We start from the raw sequence: 13,983 nt of genomic DNA on the forward strand, positions 1-13,983 counted from the left end.
CAACTGCCAAGGTGAACCGATTGAACAGCACGACAGTTCGCGGTGAGATGGAACCAACACTTCGAAAGGACCGTCATGGCACTTCCAGGCGCACGCCCAGTCCGCGCACCTCGCGGCACGACCATCTCAGCGAAGAGCTGGCAAACCGAGGCTCCCCTTCGCATGCTCATGAACAACCTCGATCCCGAGGTGGCTGAGCGACCTGACGATCTCGTTGTGTACGGAGGAACCGGACGCGCCGCGCGGTCATGGGATGCCTACGACGCAATCGTCGACACCCTGCGTGATCTCGAGGAAGACGAGACGCTCCTCGTGCAGTCTGGCAAACCAGTCGGGGTGTTCCGCACGAATGTGTGGGCGCCACGAGTGCTCATTGCGACCTCGAACCTCGTCGGCGACTGGGCGAACTGGCCCGAGTTTCGAAAGCTCGAGGCCGAGGGGCTCATCATGTACGGCCAGATGACCGCGGGGTCGTGGATCTACATCGGCACCCAGGGCATTTTGCAGGGCACATTCGAGACGTTCGCGGCGGTGGCACGAAAGCGGTTCGACGGAACGCTCGCCGGAACGATCACGCTCACCGGTGGCTGCGGCGGAATGGGCGGCGCGCAGCCGCTCGCTGTCACGCTCAATGATGGGGCTTGCCTCATTGTCGACGTCGATGAGACCCGTCTACGTCGTCGGGCCGGAAAACGATACCTCGACGAGGTTGTCACAGACATCGACGAGGCGATCGAAAAGGTGCAGCAAGCAAAGAAAGAACGACGTGGATGGTCGGTCGGTCTCGTCGGCAACGCGGCAGAGGTATTCCCGGAGCTATTGCGCAGGCATCGGGCTGGTGAGATCCACATCGATATCGTGACCGACCAGACGAGCGCGCATGATCCACTCTCGTACCTGCCGATCGGATACGAAGTAGCCACCTGGCACGAGCGAGCAGAGGCCGACCCGGAATTATTCACCGCCGATGCACAGGCCTCAATGGCCGCGCATGTGCGGGCGATGGTCGAGTTTCAAGACGAGGGTTCTGAGGTCTTTGACTACGGAAACTCGATTCGCGACGAGGCCCGAAAGGGCGGGTACGATCGCGCGTTCGAGTTTCCCGGATTCGTTCCGGCGTACATTCGCCCACTGTTCTGTGAGGGGCTCGGTCCATTCAGATGGGCCGCGCTCTCTGGCGATCCCGAAGATATTCGTGTCACCGACGAGGCAATTCTCGAGCTGTTTCCAGAAAACGAGCATCTCAGGCGGTGGATCCGCGCAGCGCAAGAACGCGTCGAGTTTGAGGGCCTGCCAGCCCGCATCTGCTGGCTCGGGTATGGCGAGCGCGCCAAGGCCGCGGTGCGCTTCAACGAGCTCGTTGCCGAGGGCAAAATCTCGGCACCGATCGTGATCGGCCGCGACCACCTCGACTCTGGGTCTGTCGCGTCGCCTTACCGCGAGACCGAGTCGATGGCCGACGGGTCAGATGCGATTGCCGACTGGCCGCTCTTGAACGCGCTCACCGCAACCTCCTCGGGTGCTACGTGGGTGTCGCTGCACCATGGGGGCGGAGTGGGCATCGGCCGCTCGATCCACTCGGGACAGGTCTCGGTCGCCGACGGCAGCGAGTTGGCCGCGGAAAAACTTCAGCGTCTGCTCACGAACGACCCGGGCATGGGTGTGATTCGACACGTCGACGCCGGGTATCAGCGGGCGGCAGACGTCGCCGCCGAGCGTGGCGTGCGGGTTCCAATGGAGCCGACGATCCGCAACACAGACGAGGCCTGGTGAGCCACCATGTCCTCCCTGCTCATCGACAACATCGCCGAACTCACGACGAATGACCCTGAGTTGGGGCCGGGCGTCGGCGGCCGAGTGCACGATGCCGCGGTCGTGGTCGAAGCGGATCGCATTGCCTGGGTCGGCCCCGCCTCAAAAGCCCCGCAGGCGGACACGCGATATGACGCGGGAGGGCGAGCACTGCTGCCCGGCTGGGTCGACTCGCACACCCACATGGTGTTCGCGGGCGATCGCGGAGCGGAGTTCGAGGCCCGCATGGCGGGAACTGCATATGCCGCTGGAGGAATCAATGTCACGGTGGCCGCTACCAGGGAGGCGAGCGACGAGTCGCTCTACCAAAACCTCGTGCGGCTCACGAACGAGGCTCGGCGCGACGGCACGACAACTATTGAGACGAAGACAGGGTACGGGCTCACCACAGAGGATGAGGTGCGGTCAGCACGCATCGCCGCGCGCGTGGTTGATGCAGTGACATTTCTCGGTGCTCACGTCGTGCCAAACGGTACTTCACCCGATGCGTACCTCGACCTCGTCACTGGCCCAATGCTCGACGCGGTCGCGCCGCATGTGAGTGCGGTCGATGTGTTTTGCGAGCAGGGCGCGTTCGACGAGGCCGCATCTCGACGGGTGCTCGAAACCGCGCGCTCGCGGGGCCTCGCGACCCGCGTGCACGGCAACCAGCTCGGTCACGGCCCCGGAGTTCAGCTCGCGGTTAAGTACGGTTCGTTGAGTGTGGATCACCTCGGCTTCCTCAGCCCAGCCGACATTGCGGCCCTCGCTGAATCCCCCACCGTCGCGACGGTGCTCCCAGCCTGTGACCTGTCTACGCGAATGCCCTTCGCACCGGCCCGAGACCTCCTCGATGCCGGCGCTACACTCGCTATCGCCTCGAACTGTAACCCCGGCACCTCGTTCACGAATTCGATGGCGTTCTGCGTCGCAACCGCGGTGCTGCAGATGAGGCTGACAGTCGAAGAGGCGGTGCGCGCAGCGACACTCGGCGGGGCGACTGCACTCGGCATGCACCGCGACGGGTGGGTCGATCCACGCGGCAATGCGCAACCAAGAGTTGGCATGGTCGCACCGGGTGCGCGCGCCGACCTGCACCTTATCGATGCGCCGTCTGCGAGCCATCTCGCTTATCGCCCCGGCATGCGCCTCACTCGCGCGGTGTGGATCGCCGGCCGTGAATTCGGTCAGTGAGCGTCTCGGCTACAGCACGGACCTCGGCGGCAATCTCGCCGTATTCCGATTCTGGAATATCCTCGTCTCGGAACGTAAGCGCAATCGCGGCGACCGGCCAAGACCGGTGATCGAGCACTGCCGAAGCAACCGACGAGAACCCCGCTGTCACTGATCCACGCTCGACCGCGAAACCCCGCGTCACTGTGTCGTCGAGCACGGTACGCAGCTTCGAATACCTATCGATGCTGCGCTCGTTTTCAAGACGGTGGGTGAATGCCTGCTCGTTCGGATAAAGCGCCCGCACCTGTGCTTTCGGCAGCGCAGCGAGGACCGCACGCCCGCTCGCGGTGAGATGCATCGGCAGCCTCACATCGACATCGGTGACGAGTGACGGCGCACCGTGAGCGCGCTCCTCGATCACGTAGAGCACTTCGTTGCCGCTCGGAACGGCGAGGTGCCCGCTCAATCCCATGCGATCCACAAGATGCGCGATGAGAGGCCGACCGAGTCTCGCGAGCGGCTCCTGCTTCTCGTACGCGAGGCTCAGCTCAACAGCCGCAATGCCGAGCCCGTACCGCCGCTCCTCGGGCAGGTGCATGACGAAGCCGTGCTCCTGCATCGTCGCAAGCAATTGGTACACACTCGAGCGCGGCAACTCGAGCTGCGAGGCGATGATGCTCGCGGGTACGGGCCCACGCGATCGAGCGAGCAGACTCAGAATGCGCAGCGACTGATCGGCTGCTGGCACCTTGGGCACGCTCATGCAGGCAGCCTACGCGAGTGGGGCGCCGAGCGCCGTCTCGACGGTATCGAGTACTGCCCCGCTCTCAACGAACTCGTGCGCCTCCGCGATAGTCGGCGAGAGAAAGCTGTCGGTATCGGGCGCAGGAATGCGCGTGCGAAACAGTTCGTGTACCGCGGCGGTCGCAGGTGCTGGCGTGCCTCCACCATATGCGGCTCGGAAATCCAGAGCCCTCGTCGATGTGAGCAATTCGATGCTCAGCACTCGCGAGAGACCGTCGATCGCCTTCCTGAGCTTGAGGCCCGCAGCCCACCCCATCGACACGTGGTCCTCTTGCATGGCAGATGACGGGATCGAGTCGACCGACGCGGGAGCCGCGAGGCGCTTGAGCTCGGACACGATACCCGCGGCCGTGTATTGCGCGATCATGAGCCCGGAGTCGAGGCCGGCATCGGCCGCGAGGAATGGTGGGAGCCCGTGGTTGCGGGCAACGTCGAGGAATCGATCGGTGCGGCGCTCCGAGATGCTCGCGAGATCGGCAACGGCGATCGCGAGAAAATCGAGCACGTAGCCGACGGGGGCACCGTGGAAGTTGCCGTTTGATTCAACTCGCCCGTCGGGAAGCACCACCGGGTTGTCGATCGCCGAGGCGAGCTCCACCGCGGCGACACGGTCTGCGTGCGCGGCGGTGTCTCGTGCAGCACCGTGCACCTGCGGAGCACAGCGCAGCGAGTACGCGTCCTGCACGCGGGTGAATTCTCCCTCGCGCGGCCGCTGAATGAGATTCGAGTCCTTGAGCAGCTTTGCCATGTTTGCAGCCGCCACCGCCTGACCGGGGTGAGGCCTGAGTGCGTGGAGATCCGACTGAAACACAGCATCTGTGCCCGTAAGCGCCTCGACGCTCGCCGCGGCAGCAAGGTCGGCAACCGCGAACAACCGATCGAGATCGTGCAGCGCGAGACACAGCATGCCGAGCATGCCGTCAGTGCCGTTAATCAGCGCCAAGCCCTCTTTCTCAAGAAGCACGATCGGTTCGATCGACGCTGCGGCGAGCGCATCCGCAGCCTCGACTGGCGCCTCTTCGCCTGCGACGTGCACGCGGCCTTCGGCCATGAGCGTGAGTGCGCAGTGTGCGAGTGGGCTGAGGTCGCCAGAGCAGCCGAGTGAGCCGTACTCGTGCACGATGGGGGTGATGCCCGCGTTGAGGATCGCGGCGTAGGTCTCGACCACGACGGGTCGTACTCCGGTGCGGCCTGTCGCGAGGGTCTGCAGCCTGAGCAGCATGAGCGCGCGCACGATTTCTCGGTCAACCTCGGCACCGCTGCCTGCGGCGTGCGAGCGGATGAGGCTGCGCTGCAGCTGTTTGCGCTTTTCGACCGGTATCTGCACCTTTGCGAGTGCCCCGAAGCCGGTTGACACCCCGTAGTGGGGCACGGTGTCGTCTGCGAGCGCGGCGATTACTTCGCTAGCCTGCGTGACGCGTTCGAGGGCCGACGCACTGATCTCGATACGTGCGCCGCCGCGTGCGACCGAGACGACGGCCTCGCGGCTCAGCGGAGCATCCCCAAGTACGACGTGCTCAAGTATCGGTGTGGTGGTGTGCTCACTCATGCTTCGATTTCATCCCACTCGCGGCATGATTGGGAGGGCATTACACCGAAGGCTGTCTGGGATACCGGACATATGAGCAACACTGCCTCTGACGCAACCACACGCGAACTTGCTACCTTGCAGTTATGAGCACGACACCCGAGCAGAGGCCGCTGGCTACCGATCCACTGTGGCCCCGCACGGGCGGTTGGAAGCGGCTTGCAGATGGGGAGCGCGTCGATCTTGCTCTCGTTGGCATTCCCACGTCGCAGACATCGCTCTCCCCCACCCAGGCACATCTCACCCCGGCAGCGGTTCGCCAGGCGCTGCGACGGTATTCGAGCCACATGGTGTCATCTGGTGGGCGCGGCGACGAGGCAGAACTTGTGCTCGACGATGCCCTGACGATTGCGGATGCTGGGGACGCGCACGATCCCGACTCTGAGCACGGCGAGGCCGCCGCCACCGAACTCGTGCGAGACCTCGCATCGCGCAGCGAGCTTGTCGTCATGCTCGGCGGCGACAACGCCCTCACGGTTCCCGCGGCGCTTGGTGTTGCGGGTGCAGATCTCAAAACAGCCGGGCTCATCACACTCGACGCACATCATGACCTTCGCGACGGGCGCAGCAATGGATCCCCGGTTCGCAGGCTCATCGAAGCTGGTCTCAACCCACGCCGCATCGTGCAGATCGGCATCGCCGATTTCGCGAACTCACGTGCCTACCGCAAGCGCGCGAAAGAGCTTGGTATTACGGTGATCCACCGCGATGAGTTGCACGAGCGACCGCTGCGCGAGATTGTCGCCGAGGCAGTGCGCATTGCCGGCGCTGGTGGGGGCCCAATTCATGTGGATCTTGACGTCGACGTCTGCGACCGCTCGGTCGCTCCGGCGTGCCCGGCATCGATTCCCGGGGGCATCCAAGCGCATGAGCTTCGACTCGCCACTCGTTTGCTCGCAACACACCCTCAGGTGAAGGGCATCGACATTGCAGAGGTCGATGCGAGCGCTGACGCCCCCGACGGGCGCACCGTGCGGCTCGCGGCGCTCTGCGTCTTGGAAGCGGCTGCGGGGCTCGCAATCAGGCTGAATCGAGGCGCCAGTCAATAGGATCGGCACCCTGCGCCGCGAGTAAGGCATTCACGCGACTGAACGGCTTCGAACCAAAGAACCCGCGCGAAGCTGAAAGCGGCGAGGGGTGCGCGCTCTCAATCAGCGGTACGCCCTCCAGCGCGGGTGCGAGCTTCCGTGCATCATTGCCCCAGAGAATGGCGACGAGCGGCCCACCACGGGTTGCGAGGGCGCGGATCGCCTGCTCAGTCACAGCCTCCCAACCTTTTCTGCGGTGCGACCCTGCCTCACCCGCCCGAACCGTGAGCACTCGGTTCATGAGCATGACTCCCCGATCCGCCCACCCGCTGAGGTCGGCATGTTGAGCGGGCACGATATCGAGATCATCGTGCAACTCTCGATAGATGTTCGCGATGCTGCGCGGAATCGGGCGAACGTGGCGATCTGCCGCAAACGCGAGCCCGATCGGGTGGCCAGGTGTCGGGTAGGGGTCTTGCCCCACGACGAGCACCCGCACGTCAGCGAGCGGTCGCTCAAATGCCGCGAACACGCGATCTTCAGCAGGAAGCACCAGCGCCCCCGCAGCGCGTTCGCTCTCGAGAAACCGGTCGATATCGCTGAGCTGCTCTGCCATAGGTTCAAGCGCTTCGCGCCAATCGGGAGCTACCGTGTCTTCCCAGCGCAGCAACTACTGCTCCTGCGTCTTCGCCGCCAGCGGCCCCCGGTGCGCGTGAAACACGCTCGACTGCGCCACGGGACGAATGACGATGAGATCTTGGTTCACGTGCGGAGGCTGTTCGAACGCGCCGACAAGCACCTGTGCGACATCCTCTGCCGTGAGCGGGATGAGGTTCTCGTATGGTTTCTCGGCGTTCTCGGCATCACCGCGCAGCCGATTCAGGGTGAATTCCTCAGTGTGCACGAGTCCGGGGGCCAGCTCCATCACGCGAATCGGTTCGCCAGCGAGTTCGAACCGCAACACCTCAGTCACCGCGTGGGCGGCGTACTTCGCAGCGTTGTAGCCGCCACCTCCCGGGTATGCGGCAAGACCAGCAGTCGAGGTGAGGTTCAGTATGGATGCCCACCCATGTTTGGCCCCGCCCTCACCTGCCCTCGTCGCCTCCCGTAGCACGGGCAGAAGCGCAGCCGTCACGGAACGAAGACCGAGCACGTTCACTTCAAACATGCTCCGCCACTCATCGTTGTCTGAAGCCTCAACCGAGTCGGTGCCAATTGCCCCGCCCGCGTTGTTCACGAGCGCCGATGCTCCTCCGGTCTCGGCAACCTCCGCGGCCATGCGACGCACGGCCTCCTCGTCGGTAATGTCGCAGACGATCGCGTGTGCGCCGGTCTCGTCGGCAAGCTCCCGCAATCGATCCGCCCTGCGAGCGACCGCTACGACCTGCCAGCCGAGTTCTGCAAACCTGCGTACCGTTGCCGCACCAATCCCTGAGCTCGCTCCGGTCACCACTACGCGCTTAAGCATTCCGTCTCCTCGCCGTTCGGCCCATTACGTCTTATGTCGCATACGTTACGCTTCGTGTCGACGGGCATTGCATCGCCGAAGACGCGTGCCTACTGTCTATTGCAACACCACTCCATCGTATTCACTACGACAACCACACATCTAGGGAGCACAGCATGACCGACAAGACCTCATGGGGATTTGAGACCAAGCAGATCCACGCCGGCCAAGAGCCAGACGCGACGACCGGTGCTCGCGCACTGCCGATCCATCAGACCACCGCGTTCGTCTTCGACAGCACCGAACAGGCCGCGAACCGCTTCGCGCTTGCCGAGCTTGGTCCGATCTATACCCGCATCACGAACCCGACGCAGGAAGTTGCGGAGAACCGCATTGCAGCTCTCGAGGGCGGTTCAGCCGCGCTACTGCTCGCGAGTGGCCAGGCTGCCTCAACCTTCGCTGTGCTCAACATTGCGAACGCTGGCGACCACATCGTTTCGTCATCGTCGATCTACGGCGGTACCTACAACCTCTTCAAGTACTCGCTCGCAAAGCTCGGCATCGAAGTGACGTTCGTTGAGGATCAGGACAATCCAGAAGCATGGAAGCGCGCGGTTCGTCCGAACACCAAGCTCTTCTTCGCTGAGTCAATCGCGAACCCGCGCTCGAACGTGCTCGATATTCGCACGGTTGCCGACATCGCTCACGAGAACAACTTGCCGCTCATCATCGATAACACGATCGCGAGTCCGTACCTGGTGCGTCCGTTCGAACACGGCGCAGACATCGTCGTACACTCGGCAACGAAGTTCCTCGGCGGCCACGGCACAACCATGGGCGGCGTCATTGTCGATGGCGGCACGTTCCCATGGTCGCAGCACGCTGACAAGTTCCCCGGCCTCACGGAGCCCGACGAATCGTACAACGGCGTGAGCTATACCGGAGCCGTCGGCGACGCAATCGCGTACATCATCAAGGCGCGCGTGCAGTTGCTCCGCGACCTCGGCTCGGCTATTGCCCCGATCAACGCGTGGCTGCTGCTGCAGGGCATCGAGACCCTGTCGCTGCGTATCGAGCGTCACGTGCAGAACGCGCAGGAGATCGCGGAATGGCTCGAGGCACACGCCGATGTTGCGAGCGTTGCTTACTCGGGCCTCCCTTCGAGCCCCTGGTACGCGGTTGCGAACAAGTACGCACCAAAGGGTGTCGGCGCCGTACTCTCGTTCGAGCTCAAGGGCGGCGTTGATGCAGGCAAGGCGTTCGTGAACGCGCTCGACCTCTTCAGCCATGTTGCCAACATCGGAGATGTTCGCTCGCTGGTGATCCACCCCGCGTCAACGACCCACTCGCAGCTCACGCCAGAGCAGCAGCTCACCGCTGGTGTCACGCCAGGTCTCGTGCGCCTCTCGGTCGGTCTCGAGCAGATCGAAGACATCAAGGCAGATCTTGAGCGTGGATTCGCCGCGGCCCGCGAGGTCGTGAAGGCCGCCGCGTAGGTACTTCCCCACGAGGTACTCACCAGATACCTTATTTTGACCCGGCAGTAGATGCTGCTTCCGCAACACCGAAAGCGCATCTACTGCCGGGTCAAAGTGTGTTTTTGGGGTGGATCACGCGCCTTCGGCGCGGCGCACCATCTCGGGCACCCACAGCGGCACGAAGGGTGAAACACAGCCCGGCGAGGTCGGATAGTCGCGCAGCACGCCGAGACGCTCGCCCATCTCGAGCACCCGCGAGCGATGCTCGGGCGAGTTGATTCCAATCTCGCCCATCGCGAAGTTCATCGCCCACTGCAACCGCTCGGGTGCTTCAACGATTTCGGCGTCAATCTGGTCGAGCAGCGCGTCTCGGTCAATGTTCTGGTCGCTCTTCTTCACCCGCTGCGTCGTGAGATCCCACGCAGCAGCAGCGACAACAGGGTCTGCATCGTCAAACCACCGCTCGCGCAGAGCATCAGCGTGCGGCCCCTTCATCACGATGTAGCTCACGAGCCAATCCTGAACCTTCGGAACCCTCGCCTCGCGAAGCATCGCATCGAGCTCGTCTTCGCTGAAATCTTTCGGGCGGCTTACGAGCAGCGCGACGAGCCGCGAAGCGGTGTCGCCGGTCGCCCAGAGTTCACGCGCAAGGCCGGCGTCGCGACCCGCCTCTTTTGCAACCGCGCGCAGCTTGGTGAGATTCACGGCGTGGTCGTCGCCGTGCTTCTGATTCACCTCGAGAATTCGTGGATCAGCGAGCGCCTCGAGCCGCTCGCGCACCTCAGCTGATGTCAACGTCATAATCCGAGCCTACGCGCAGTTCTCGTAACAATGCGGCACGCAATTCGAATCCGGGCCACAATAGAGTCTTATGGACTGGCAGACCCCGGAGGATTCGTTCCTCACCGACTTCATCACCGATGCGCAGTTACGAGCACTCATGGGTCGACCACCGATCTCGGGTGGCTGGCGCGACGGAGATCCAGTTGGCGATCGCAAGTTCGTGTCGCTCGGCACGCTCACGACCGAGGCCGGTGAAGAACTCCCCCGCATTCGCATGGCGTATGAGCAATTCGGCGAGCTCAACGACCGTCGCGACAACGCGATCCTCGTGTTCCACGCGCTCACCGGAGATAGCCACCTCGTCGGCCCCGCGAGCGCGGGCCACCCGACCGACGGCTGGTGGAGCGAGATCGTTGGCCCGGGCAAACCGCTCGACACCGACAAGTTCTGCATCATTGCCCCGAACGTGCTCGGCGGGTGCCAAGGCTCCACCGGGCCAAGCTCACTCGCGCCCGATAACCGCGAGTGGGGCGCTCGGTTCCCGTACCTCACGATTCGCGACCAGGTGCATGTCACCGCGCAATTTGCCGACGAGCTCGGTGTGGATCGCTTCAGCGCCGTCATCGGCGGCTCCATGGGCGGCATGCACGCCCTCGAGTGGGGCGTCATGTACCAGGAGCGCACGGAGCGGCTTGCGGTCATCGCAGCACCGCCTGTGACGACCGCCGACCAGATCGGCCTGAACCTCGTGCAGCTCGAGGCGATCCGCTCTGACCCGGCCTACCACGGCGGCGACTACTACGACGCGCCAGACGGCATCGGCCCACATCACGGCCTCGCTACGGCCCGCAGGCTTGCGCTGCTCAACTATCGCAGCAACACCGAGCTCGACGACCGGTTTGGCCGCTCGTGGCAGTCGGCGGTCAGCCCGCTCGGTAAGGGCGGCCGGTTCGCTGTCGAGTCGTACCTCGATTTTCACGGCAACAAGTTCACCAGGCGCTTCGACGCGAACAGCTACGTCACGCTCGTGCAGGCCATGAACTCACACGACGTGGGGCGCGGGCGGGGTGGCGTGCGCGCTGCGTTGCAAACGATCGAGATTCCAACCCTCATTCTCGGCATTCCGAGCGACCGACTCTTCACGATTGAGGGGCAGGACGAGATCGCCATACACACTCCGGGCAGCCTCGACGGCGATCGGGCTACCCGGATTGACTCACCGTACGGTCACGACTCGTTCCTCATCGAGTTCGACCTCGTGGGCGAACAGCTCTTGCGACTGCTCGCGAGTTAGTCGCCGTAGCGCTGGCGGCGGGTCGCGTCTTGAATCTCTCCGACGAGCTCTTCGATAACGTCTTCGAGAAACACAGCGCCGAGCTCTGTACCTGACGCGTCGACGATTCGCGCCATGTGAATGCCGCGCAGCTGCATCTGAGCGAGCACGTCTTCGAGGTCTGTGTCGACGTGAAGCGTGAGCATCTCACGAATACGCTTCGGTGGAATCGGCTGGTCAATGAAGGTTTCGGTGGTGCGCACCAGGTCTTTAATGTGCGCAAACCCCGCGAGTCCCCCGTCGGGGTTCGAAATTGGGTATCTCGAGAATCCGTGCTTTGCGACCGAGAGTTCAACGTCGGCCGGTGTGGATCCCGCAGGAAGCACAATGAGACGATCTGGTGGGACAAGCACGTCGCCCGCCCGCTTGAGCGTGAACTCAAATGCTGCCGTGAGCGCACCGCTTCGGTCTTCGAGCACGCCTTCGCGCCTCGAGTGATCCACTATGCTCGCGACCTCTTCGAGGGTGTAAGTGCTCGTGTGCTCAGACTTCGGCTCGACGCGGAAGAGCCTCAGCACCCCGTTCGCGATCGCATTCAGCGCGGAGATGATGTGCCTGAACACGTGTGAGATCCAAACAAGCGGCGGGGCAAGCAGCAGTACCGCCCTATCTGGCAGCGAGAACGCGGCGTTCTTCGGCACCATCTCGCCAAACACCACGTGAAGGTACGTGACGATCAAGAGCGTGAGTATGAATGCTGAGATGCTCACGGTCTGGGCGTTCAGCCCGGTCCATGCGAGCGGCACTTCGAGCAGATGGTGGATCGCGGGCTCAGACACATTCAGAATCACGAGTGAACACACGGTAATACCCAGCTGACAGGTCGCCAGCATGAGCGTGACGTGCTCCATCGCAAACAGCGCGGTTTTTGCGCGCTTTGACCCAGCCTCTGCGAGCGGTTCAATCTGCGACCGCCTGGCCGAAATCACCGCAAACTCTGCGCCGACGAAGAACGCGTTCGCGATGAGCAGGAGCACCAACCACACAAGTCCTAGCCAGTCACTCATGAGATCACCCCTTCCTCACCAGCGTCTTTGGGCCCAGCAGCAGGCCCGATGTACCGCAGTCGCGCAATTCGTCGACCTTCCATGCGCTCGACGCGCAGTGTCGACCCGTCGGGCAGCTGCACCTCGGCGCCTGGTTCTGGAATTCGACCGAGTTCACGCAGCACGAAGCCCGCCACTGTGTCGAACTCGTCATCGTCTGGAACCTCAATGCCTGTCTGCTCCTGGAGTTCGTCTGGACGAAGGTCTGCCGGGAACGTCAGTTCATCGGCGGTGCCGATGACGCCCGCGGCTGCTCGGTCATGCTCGTCAGCAACTTCCCCAATGATCTCCTCCACAAGATCTTCAAGGGTCACGAGCCCGGCTGTGCCTCCGTATTCGTCGACAACAATTGCGAGTTGATACCCAGAAGACCTGAGCTGCTCAAGCAATTGGTCGACTCGAATAGTCTCCGGAACCCGAAGTGGCTCCTCTGTGAGCGCAGCAACCGGCACCTCGGCTCGCTTGGCGCGCGGAACAGACACTGCCTGCTTCACGTGAACAATACCGACGACATCGTCGCGATCCTCGTCGATGACGGGGAATCGTGAGAATCCGCTGCGACCAGAAAGCTCAAGCACTGCAGTTGCGGGTTCGAGCCGCTGTATGTTCACCATTCGCAGCCTCGGCGTCATTACGTCTGAGGCAGTGAGTTCCGAGAAGTGAAGGGTTCGATCGAGCAAGGTTGCCGTGTCGGCCTCAAGCAGGCCTTCGCTTGCCGAGTGACGCACGAGTGACGAGAGCTCTTCTGCCGACCGCGCGCCGGAAAGCTCTTCCTTGGGCTCAATACCGATAGATCGGAGCAGACCATTTGCACTGCCGTTCAGCACCTGCACTGCGGGCTTGAACACAAATGTGAATCCTGCTTGTAATGGCATCACGAGCTTTGCAGTCTGAAGCGGCATTGCAATCGCGAAGTTCTTGGGAACGAGTTCGCCGACAATCATTGAGAAGATCGTCGCGAGTGCCACCGCAATCGGCACGCTCACCAGGCGCTGAAATTCAGTGGGCAACCCAAGCGCGTTCAACGGCGCATCGAGAAATGTGCTGATGGCAGGCTCAAACAAATAGCCTGCGAGCAGTGTCGTCAGCGTGATCCCAAGTTGAGCACTCGACAGGTGAGTCGAGGTACGTGTGAGGCCGCGAATAACGATGTCGAGCCCGCGTTCGCCACCGCTGCGCCTGCGTTCGAGGTCTTGTCGATCGAGGGCTACGAGCGAGAACTCTGCAGCGACAAAAACGCCGGTGCCGAGTGTGAGGAGGATGCCGAGGGTGAGTTGCACCCACTCGTTCACCGCTCGACCCCATATATTTCAATGTTCCGCGAATAATCGCGGTTGGTACTCGGAGGGTCTGACGATCTTCGGGGGTCTGCGTCCATGATTCCCTCACTTTATCAGTGCGATTGGCAAATTCCATAGACAAAAGGCGTAGGCTTATAGGGTGTGCGATCACTTGGTCACGATGACTGTTCAAACTGCCAACATGCAGTTGCGCCGATCACACAATCTC

Annotated in this window: 12 protein-coding genes; 5 read left to right on the plus strand and 7 right to left on the minus strand. The window is 62.9% G+C overall.

What is annotated here, in order from left to right; translation table 11 throughout:
- Positions 1-75: 75 nt before the first annotated feature.
- Both hutU and hutI read left to right on the plus strand, forming a co-directional pair.
- Positions 76-1,773 carry a urocanate hydratase gene (gene hutU / locus H9L06_RS03835; protein ID WP_187555927.1) on the plus strand — a complete coding sequence of 566 codons (1,698 nt, stop codon included), beginning with the start codon at positions 76-78 and terminating at the stop codon, positions 1,771-1,773.
- A gap of 6 nt (positions 1,774-1,779) precedes the next feature.
- Complete coding sequence (gene hutI, locus H9L06_RS03840) at positions 1,780-2,985, plus strand: imidazolonepropionase (RefSeq protein WP_187555928.1); 1,206 nt, start codon at positions 1,780-1,782, stop codon at positions 2,983-2,985.
- Here hutI and H9L06_RS03845 read toward each other — a convergent pair.
- Together H9L06_RS03845 and hutH are read right to left on the minus strand one after the other, a co-directional pair.
- Positions 2,942-3,730, minus strand: coding sequence for an IclR family transcriptional regulator (locus H9L06_RS03845; protein WP_187555929.1), 789 nt, complete (start codon positions 3,728-3,730; stop codon positions 2,942-2,944). The genes hutI and H9L06_RS03845 overlap by 44 nt on opposite strands.
- A gap of 9 nt (positions 3,731-3,739) precedes the next feature.
- The gene (gene hutH, locus H9L06_RS03850; RefSeq protein ID WP_187555930.1) at positions 3,740-5,320 is read right to left on the minus strand and encodes a histidine ammonia-lyase; all 1,581 of its coding nucleotides are present in this window, start codon (positions 5,318-5,320) and stop codon (positions 3,740-3,742) included.
- Positions 5,321-5,445: 125 nt separating this feature from the next.
- On the opposite strand from hutH, the gene H9L06_RS03855 reads away from it, so the two are divergent.
- Positions 5,446-6,408, plus strand: coding sequence for an agmatinase family protein (locus H9L06_RS03855; protein ID WP_187555931.1), 963 nt, complete (start codon positions 5,446-5,448; stop codon positions 6,406-6,408).
- Here the strand turns inward: H9L06_RS03855 and H9L06_RS03860 are convergent.
- Together H9L06_RS03860 and H9L06_RS03865 are read right to left on the minus strand one after the other, a co-directional pair.
- Positions 6,380-7,003, minus strand: a complete 624-nt coding sequence (locus tag H9L06_RS03860) for a uracil-DNA glycosylase (protein ID WP_187555932.1) — start codon at positions 7,001-7,003, stop codon at positions 6,380-6,382. The genes H9L06_RS03855 and H9L06_RS03860 overlap by 29 nt on opposite strands.
- 54 nt (positions 7,004-7,057) lie before the next feature.
- A complete protein-coding gene (locus H9L06_RS03865; protein ID WP_187555933.1) occupies positions 7,058-7,855 on the minus strand; it encodes an SDR family NAD(P)-dependent oxidoreductase in 798 nt (265 codons plus the stop codon).
- Between the two features lie 155 nt (positions 7,856-8,010).
- Here H9L06_RS03865 and H9L06_RS03870 point away from each other — a divergent pair, with 155 nt between their 5' ends.
- Positions 8,011-9,330 carry a bifunctional o-acetylhomoserine/o-acetylserine sulfhydrylase gene (locus H9L06_RS03870; protein ID WP_187555934.1) on the plus strand — a complete coding sequence of 440 codons (1,320 nt, stop codon included), beginning with the start codon at positions 8,011-8,013 and terminating at the stop codon, positions 9,328-9,330.
- A 114-nt stretch (positions 9,331-9,444) separates the two neighbouring features.
- Here H9L06_RS03870 and H9L06_RS03875 read toward each other — a convergent pair whose 3' ends face one another.
- Positions 9,445-10,113, minus strand: a complete 669-nt coding sequence (locus H9L06_RS03875; protein ID WP_187555935.1) for a DNA alkylation repair protein — start codon at positions 10,111-10,113, stop codon at positions 9,445-9,447.
- Positions 10,114-10,183: 70 nt separating this feature from the next.
- Between H9L06_RS03875 and metX the strand changes: the two genes are divergently transcribed.
- Entirely contained in the window at positions 10,184-11,389 is a 1,206-nt protein-coding gene (gene metX, locus H9L06_RS03880) for a homoserine O-acetyltransferase MetX (RefSeq protein WP_187555936.1), read from the plus strand.
- Here metX and H9L06_RS03885 read toward each other — a convergent pair.
- Together H9L06_RS03885 and H9L06_RS03890 are read right to left on the minus strand one after the other, a co-directional pair.
- The gene (locus tag H9L06_RS03885; RefSeq protein WP_187555937.1) at positions 11,386-12,435 is read right to left on the minus strand and encodes a hemolysin family protein; all 1,050 of its coding nucleotides are present in this window, start codon (positions 12,433-12,435) and stop codon (positions 11,386-11,388) included. The two genes, metX and H9L06_RS03885, sit on opposite strands and share 4 nt — an antisense overlap.
- Positions 12,432-13,766, minus strand: a complete 1,335-nt coding sequence (locus H9L06_RS03890) for a hemolysin family protein (protein ID WP_187555938.1) — start codon at positions 13,764-13,766, stop codon at positions 12,432-12,434. Before H9L06_RS03890 ends, H9L06_RS03885 begins: the two co-directional genes overlap by 4 nt.
- Between the last annotated feature and the right edge of the window lie 217 nt (positions 13,767-13,983).

Origin of the sequence: Leucobacter denitrificans, from assembly GCF_014396385.1 — a bacterium.
Classification (GTDB): Bacteria; Actinomycetota; Actinomycetes; order Actinomycetales; family Microbacteriaceae; genus Leucobacter; species Leucobacter denitrificans.

Excerpts from the sequence above, each read along its gene's own strand:
- hutU (WP_187555927.1), top strand. The coding sequence starts at position 76 with ATGGCACTTCCAGGCGCACGCCCAGTCCGCGCACCTCGCGGCACGACC.
- hutI (WP_187555928.1), top strand. The coding sequence starts at position 1,780 with ATGTCCTCCCTGCTCATCGACAACATCGCCGAACTCACGACGAATGAC.
- H9L06_RS03845 (WP_187555929.1), bottom strand. The coding sequence starts at position 3,730 with ATGAGCGTGCCCAAGGTGCCAGCAGCCGATCAGTCGCTGCGCATTCTG.
- hutH (WP_187555930.1), bottom strand. The coding sequence starts at position 5,320 with ATGAGTGAGCACACCACCACACCGATACTTGAGCACGTCGTACTTGGG.
- H9L06_RS03855 (WP_187555931.1), top strand. The coding sequence starts at position 5,446 with ATGAGCACGACACCCGAGCAGAGGCCGCTGGCTACCGATCCACTGTGG.
- H9L06_RS03860 (WP_187555932.1), bottom strand. The coding sequence starts at position 7,003 with ATGGCAGAGCAGCTCAGCGATATCGACCGGTTTCTCGAGAGCGAACGC.
- H9L06_RS03865 (WP_187555933.1), bottom strand. The coding sequence starts at position 7,855 with ATGCTTAAGCGCGTAGTGGTGACCGGAGCGAGCTCAGGGATTGGTGCG.
- H9L06_RS03870 (WP_187555934.1), top strand. The coding sequence starts at position 8,011 with ATGACCGACAAGACCTCATGGGGATTTGAGACCAAGCAGATCCACGCC.
- H9L06_RS03875 (WP_187555935.1), bottom strand. The coding sequence starts at position 10,113 with ATGACGTTGACATCAGCTGAGGTGCGCGAGCGGCTCGAGGCGCTCGCT.
- metX (WP_187555936.1), top strand. The coding sequence starts at position 10,184 with ATGGACTGGCAGACCCCGGAGGATTCGTTCCTCACCGACTTCATCACC.
- H9L06_RS03885 (WP_187555937.1), bottom strand. The coding sequence starts at position 12,435 with ATGAGTGACTGGCTAGGACTTGTGTGGTTGGTGCTCCTGCTCATCGCG.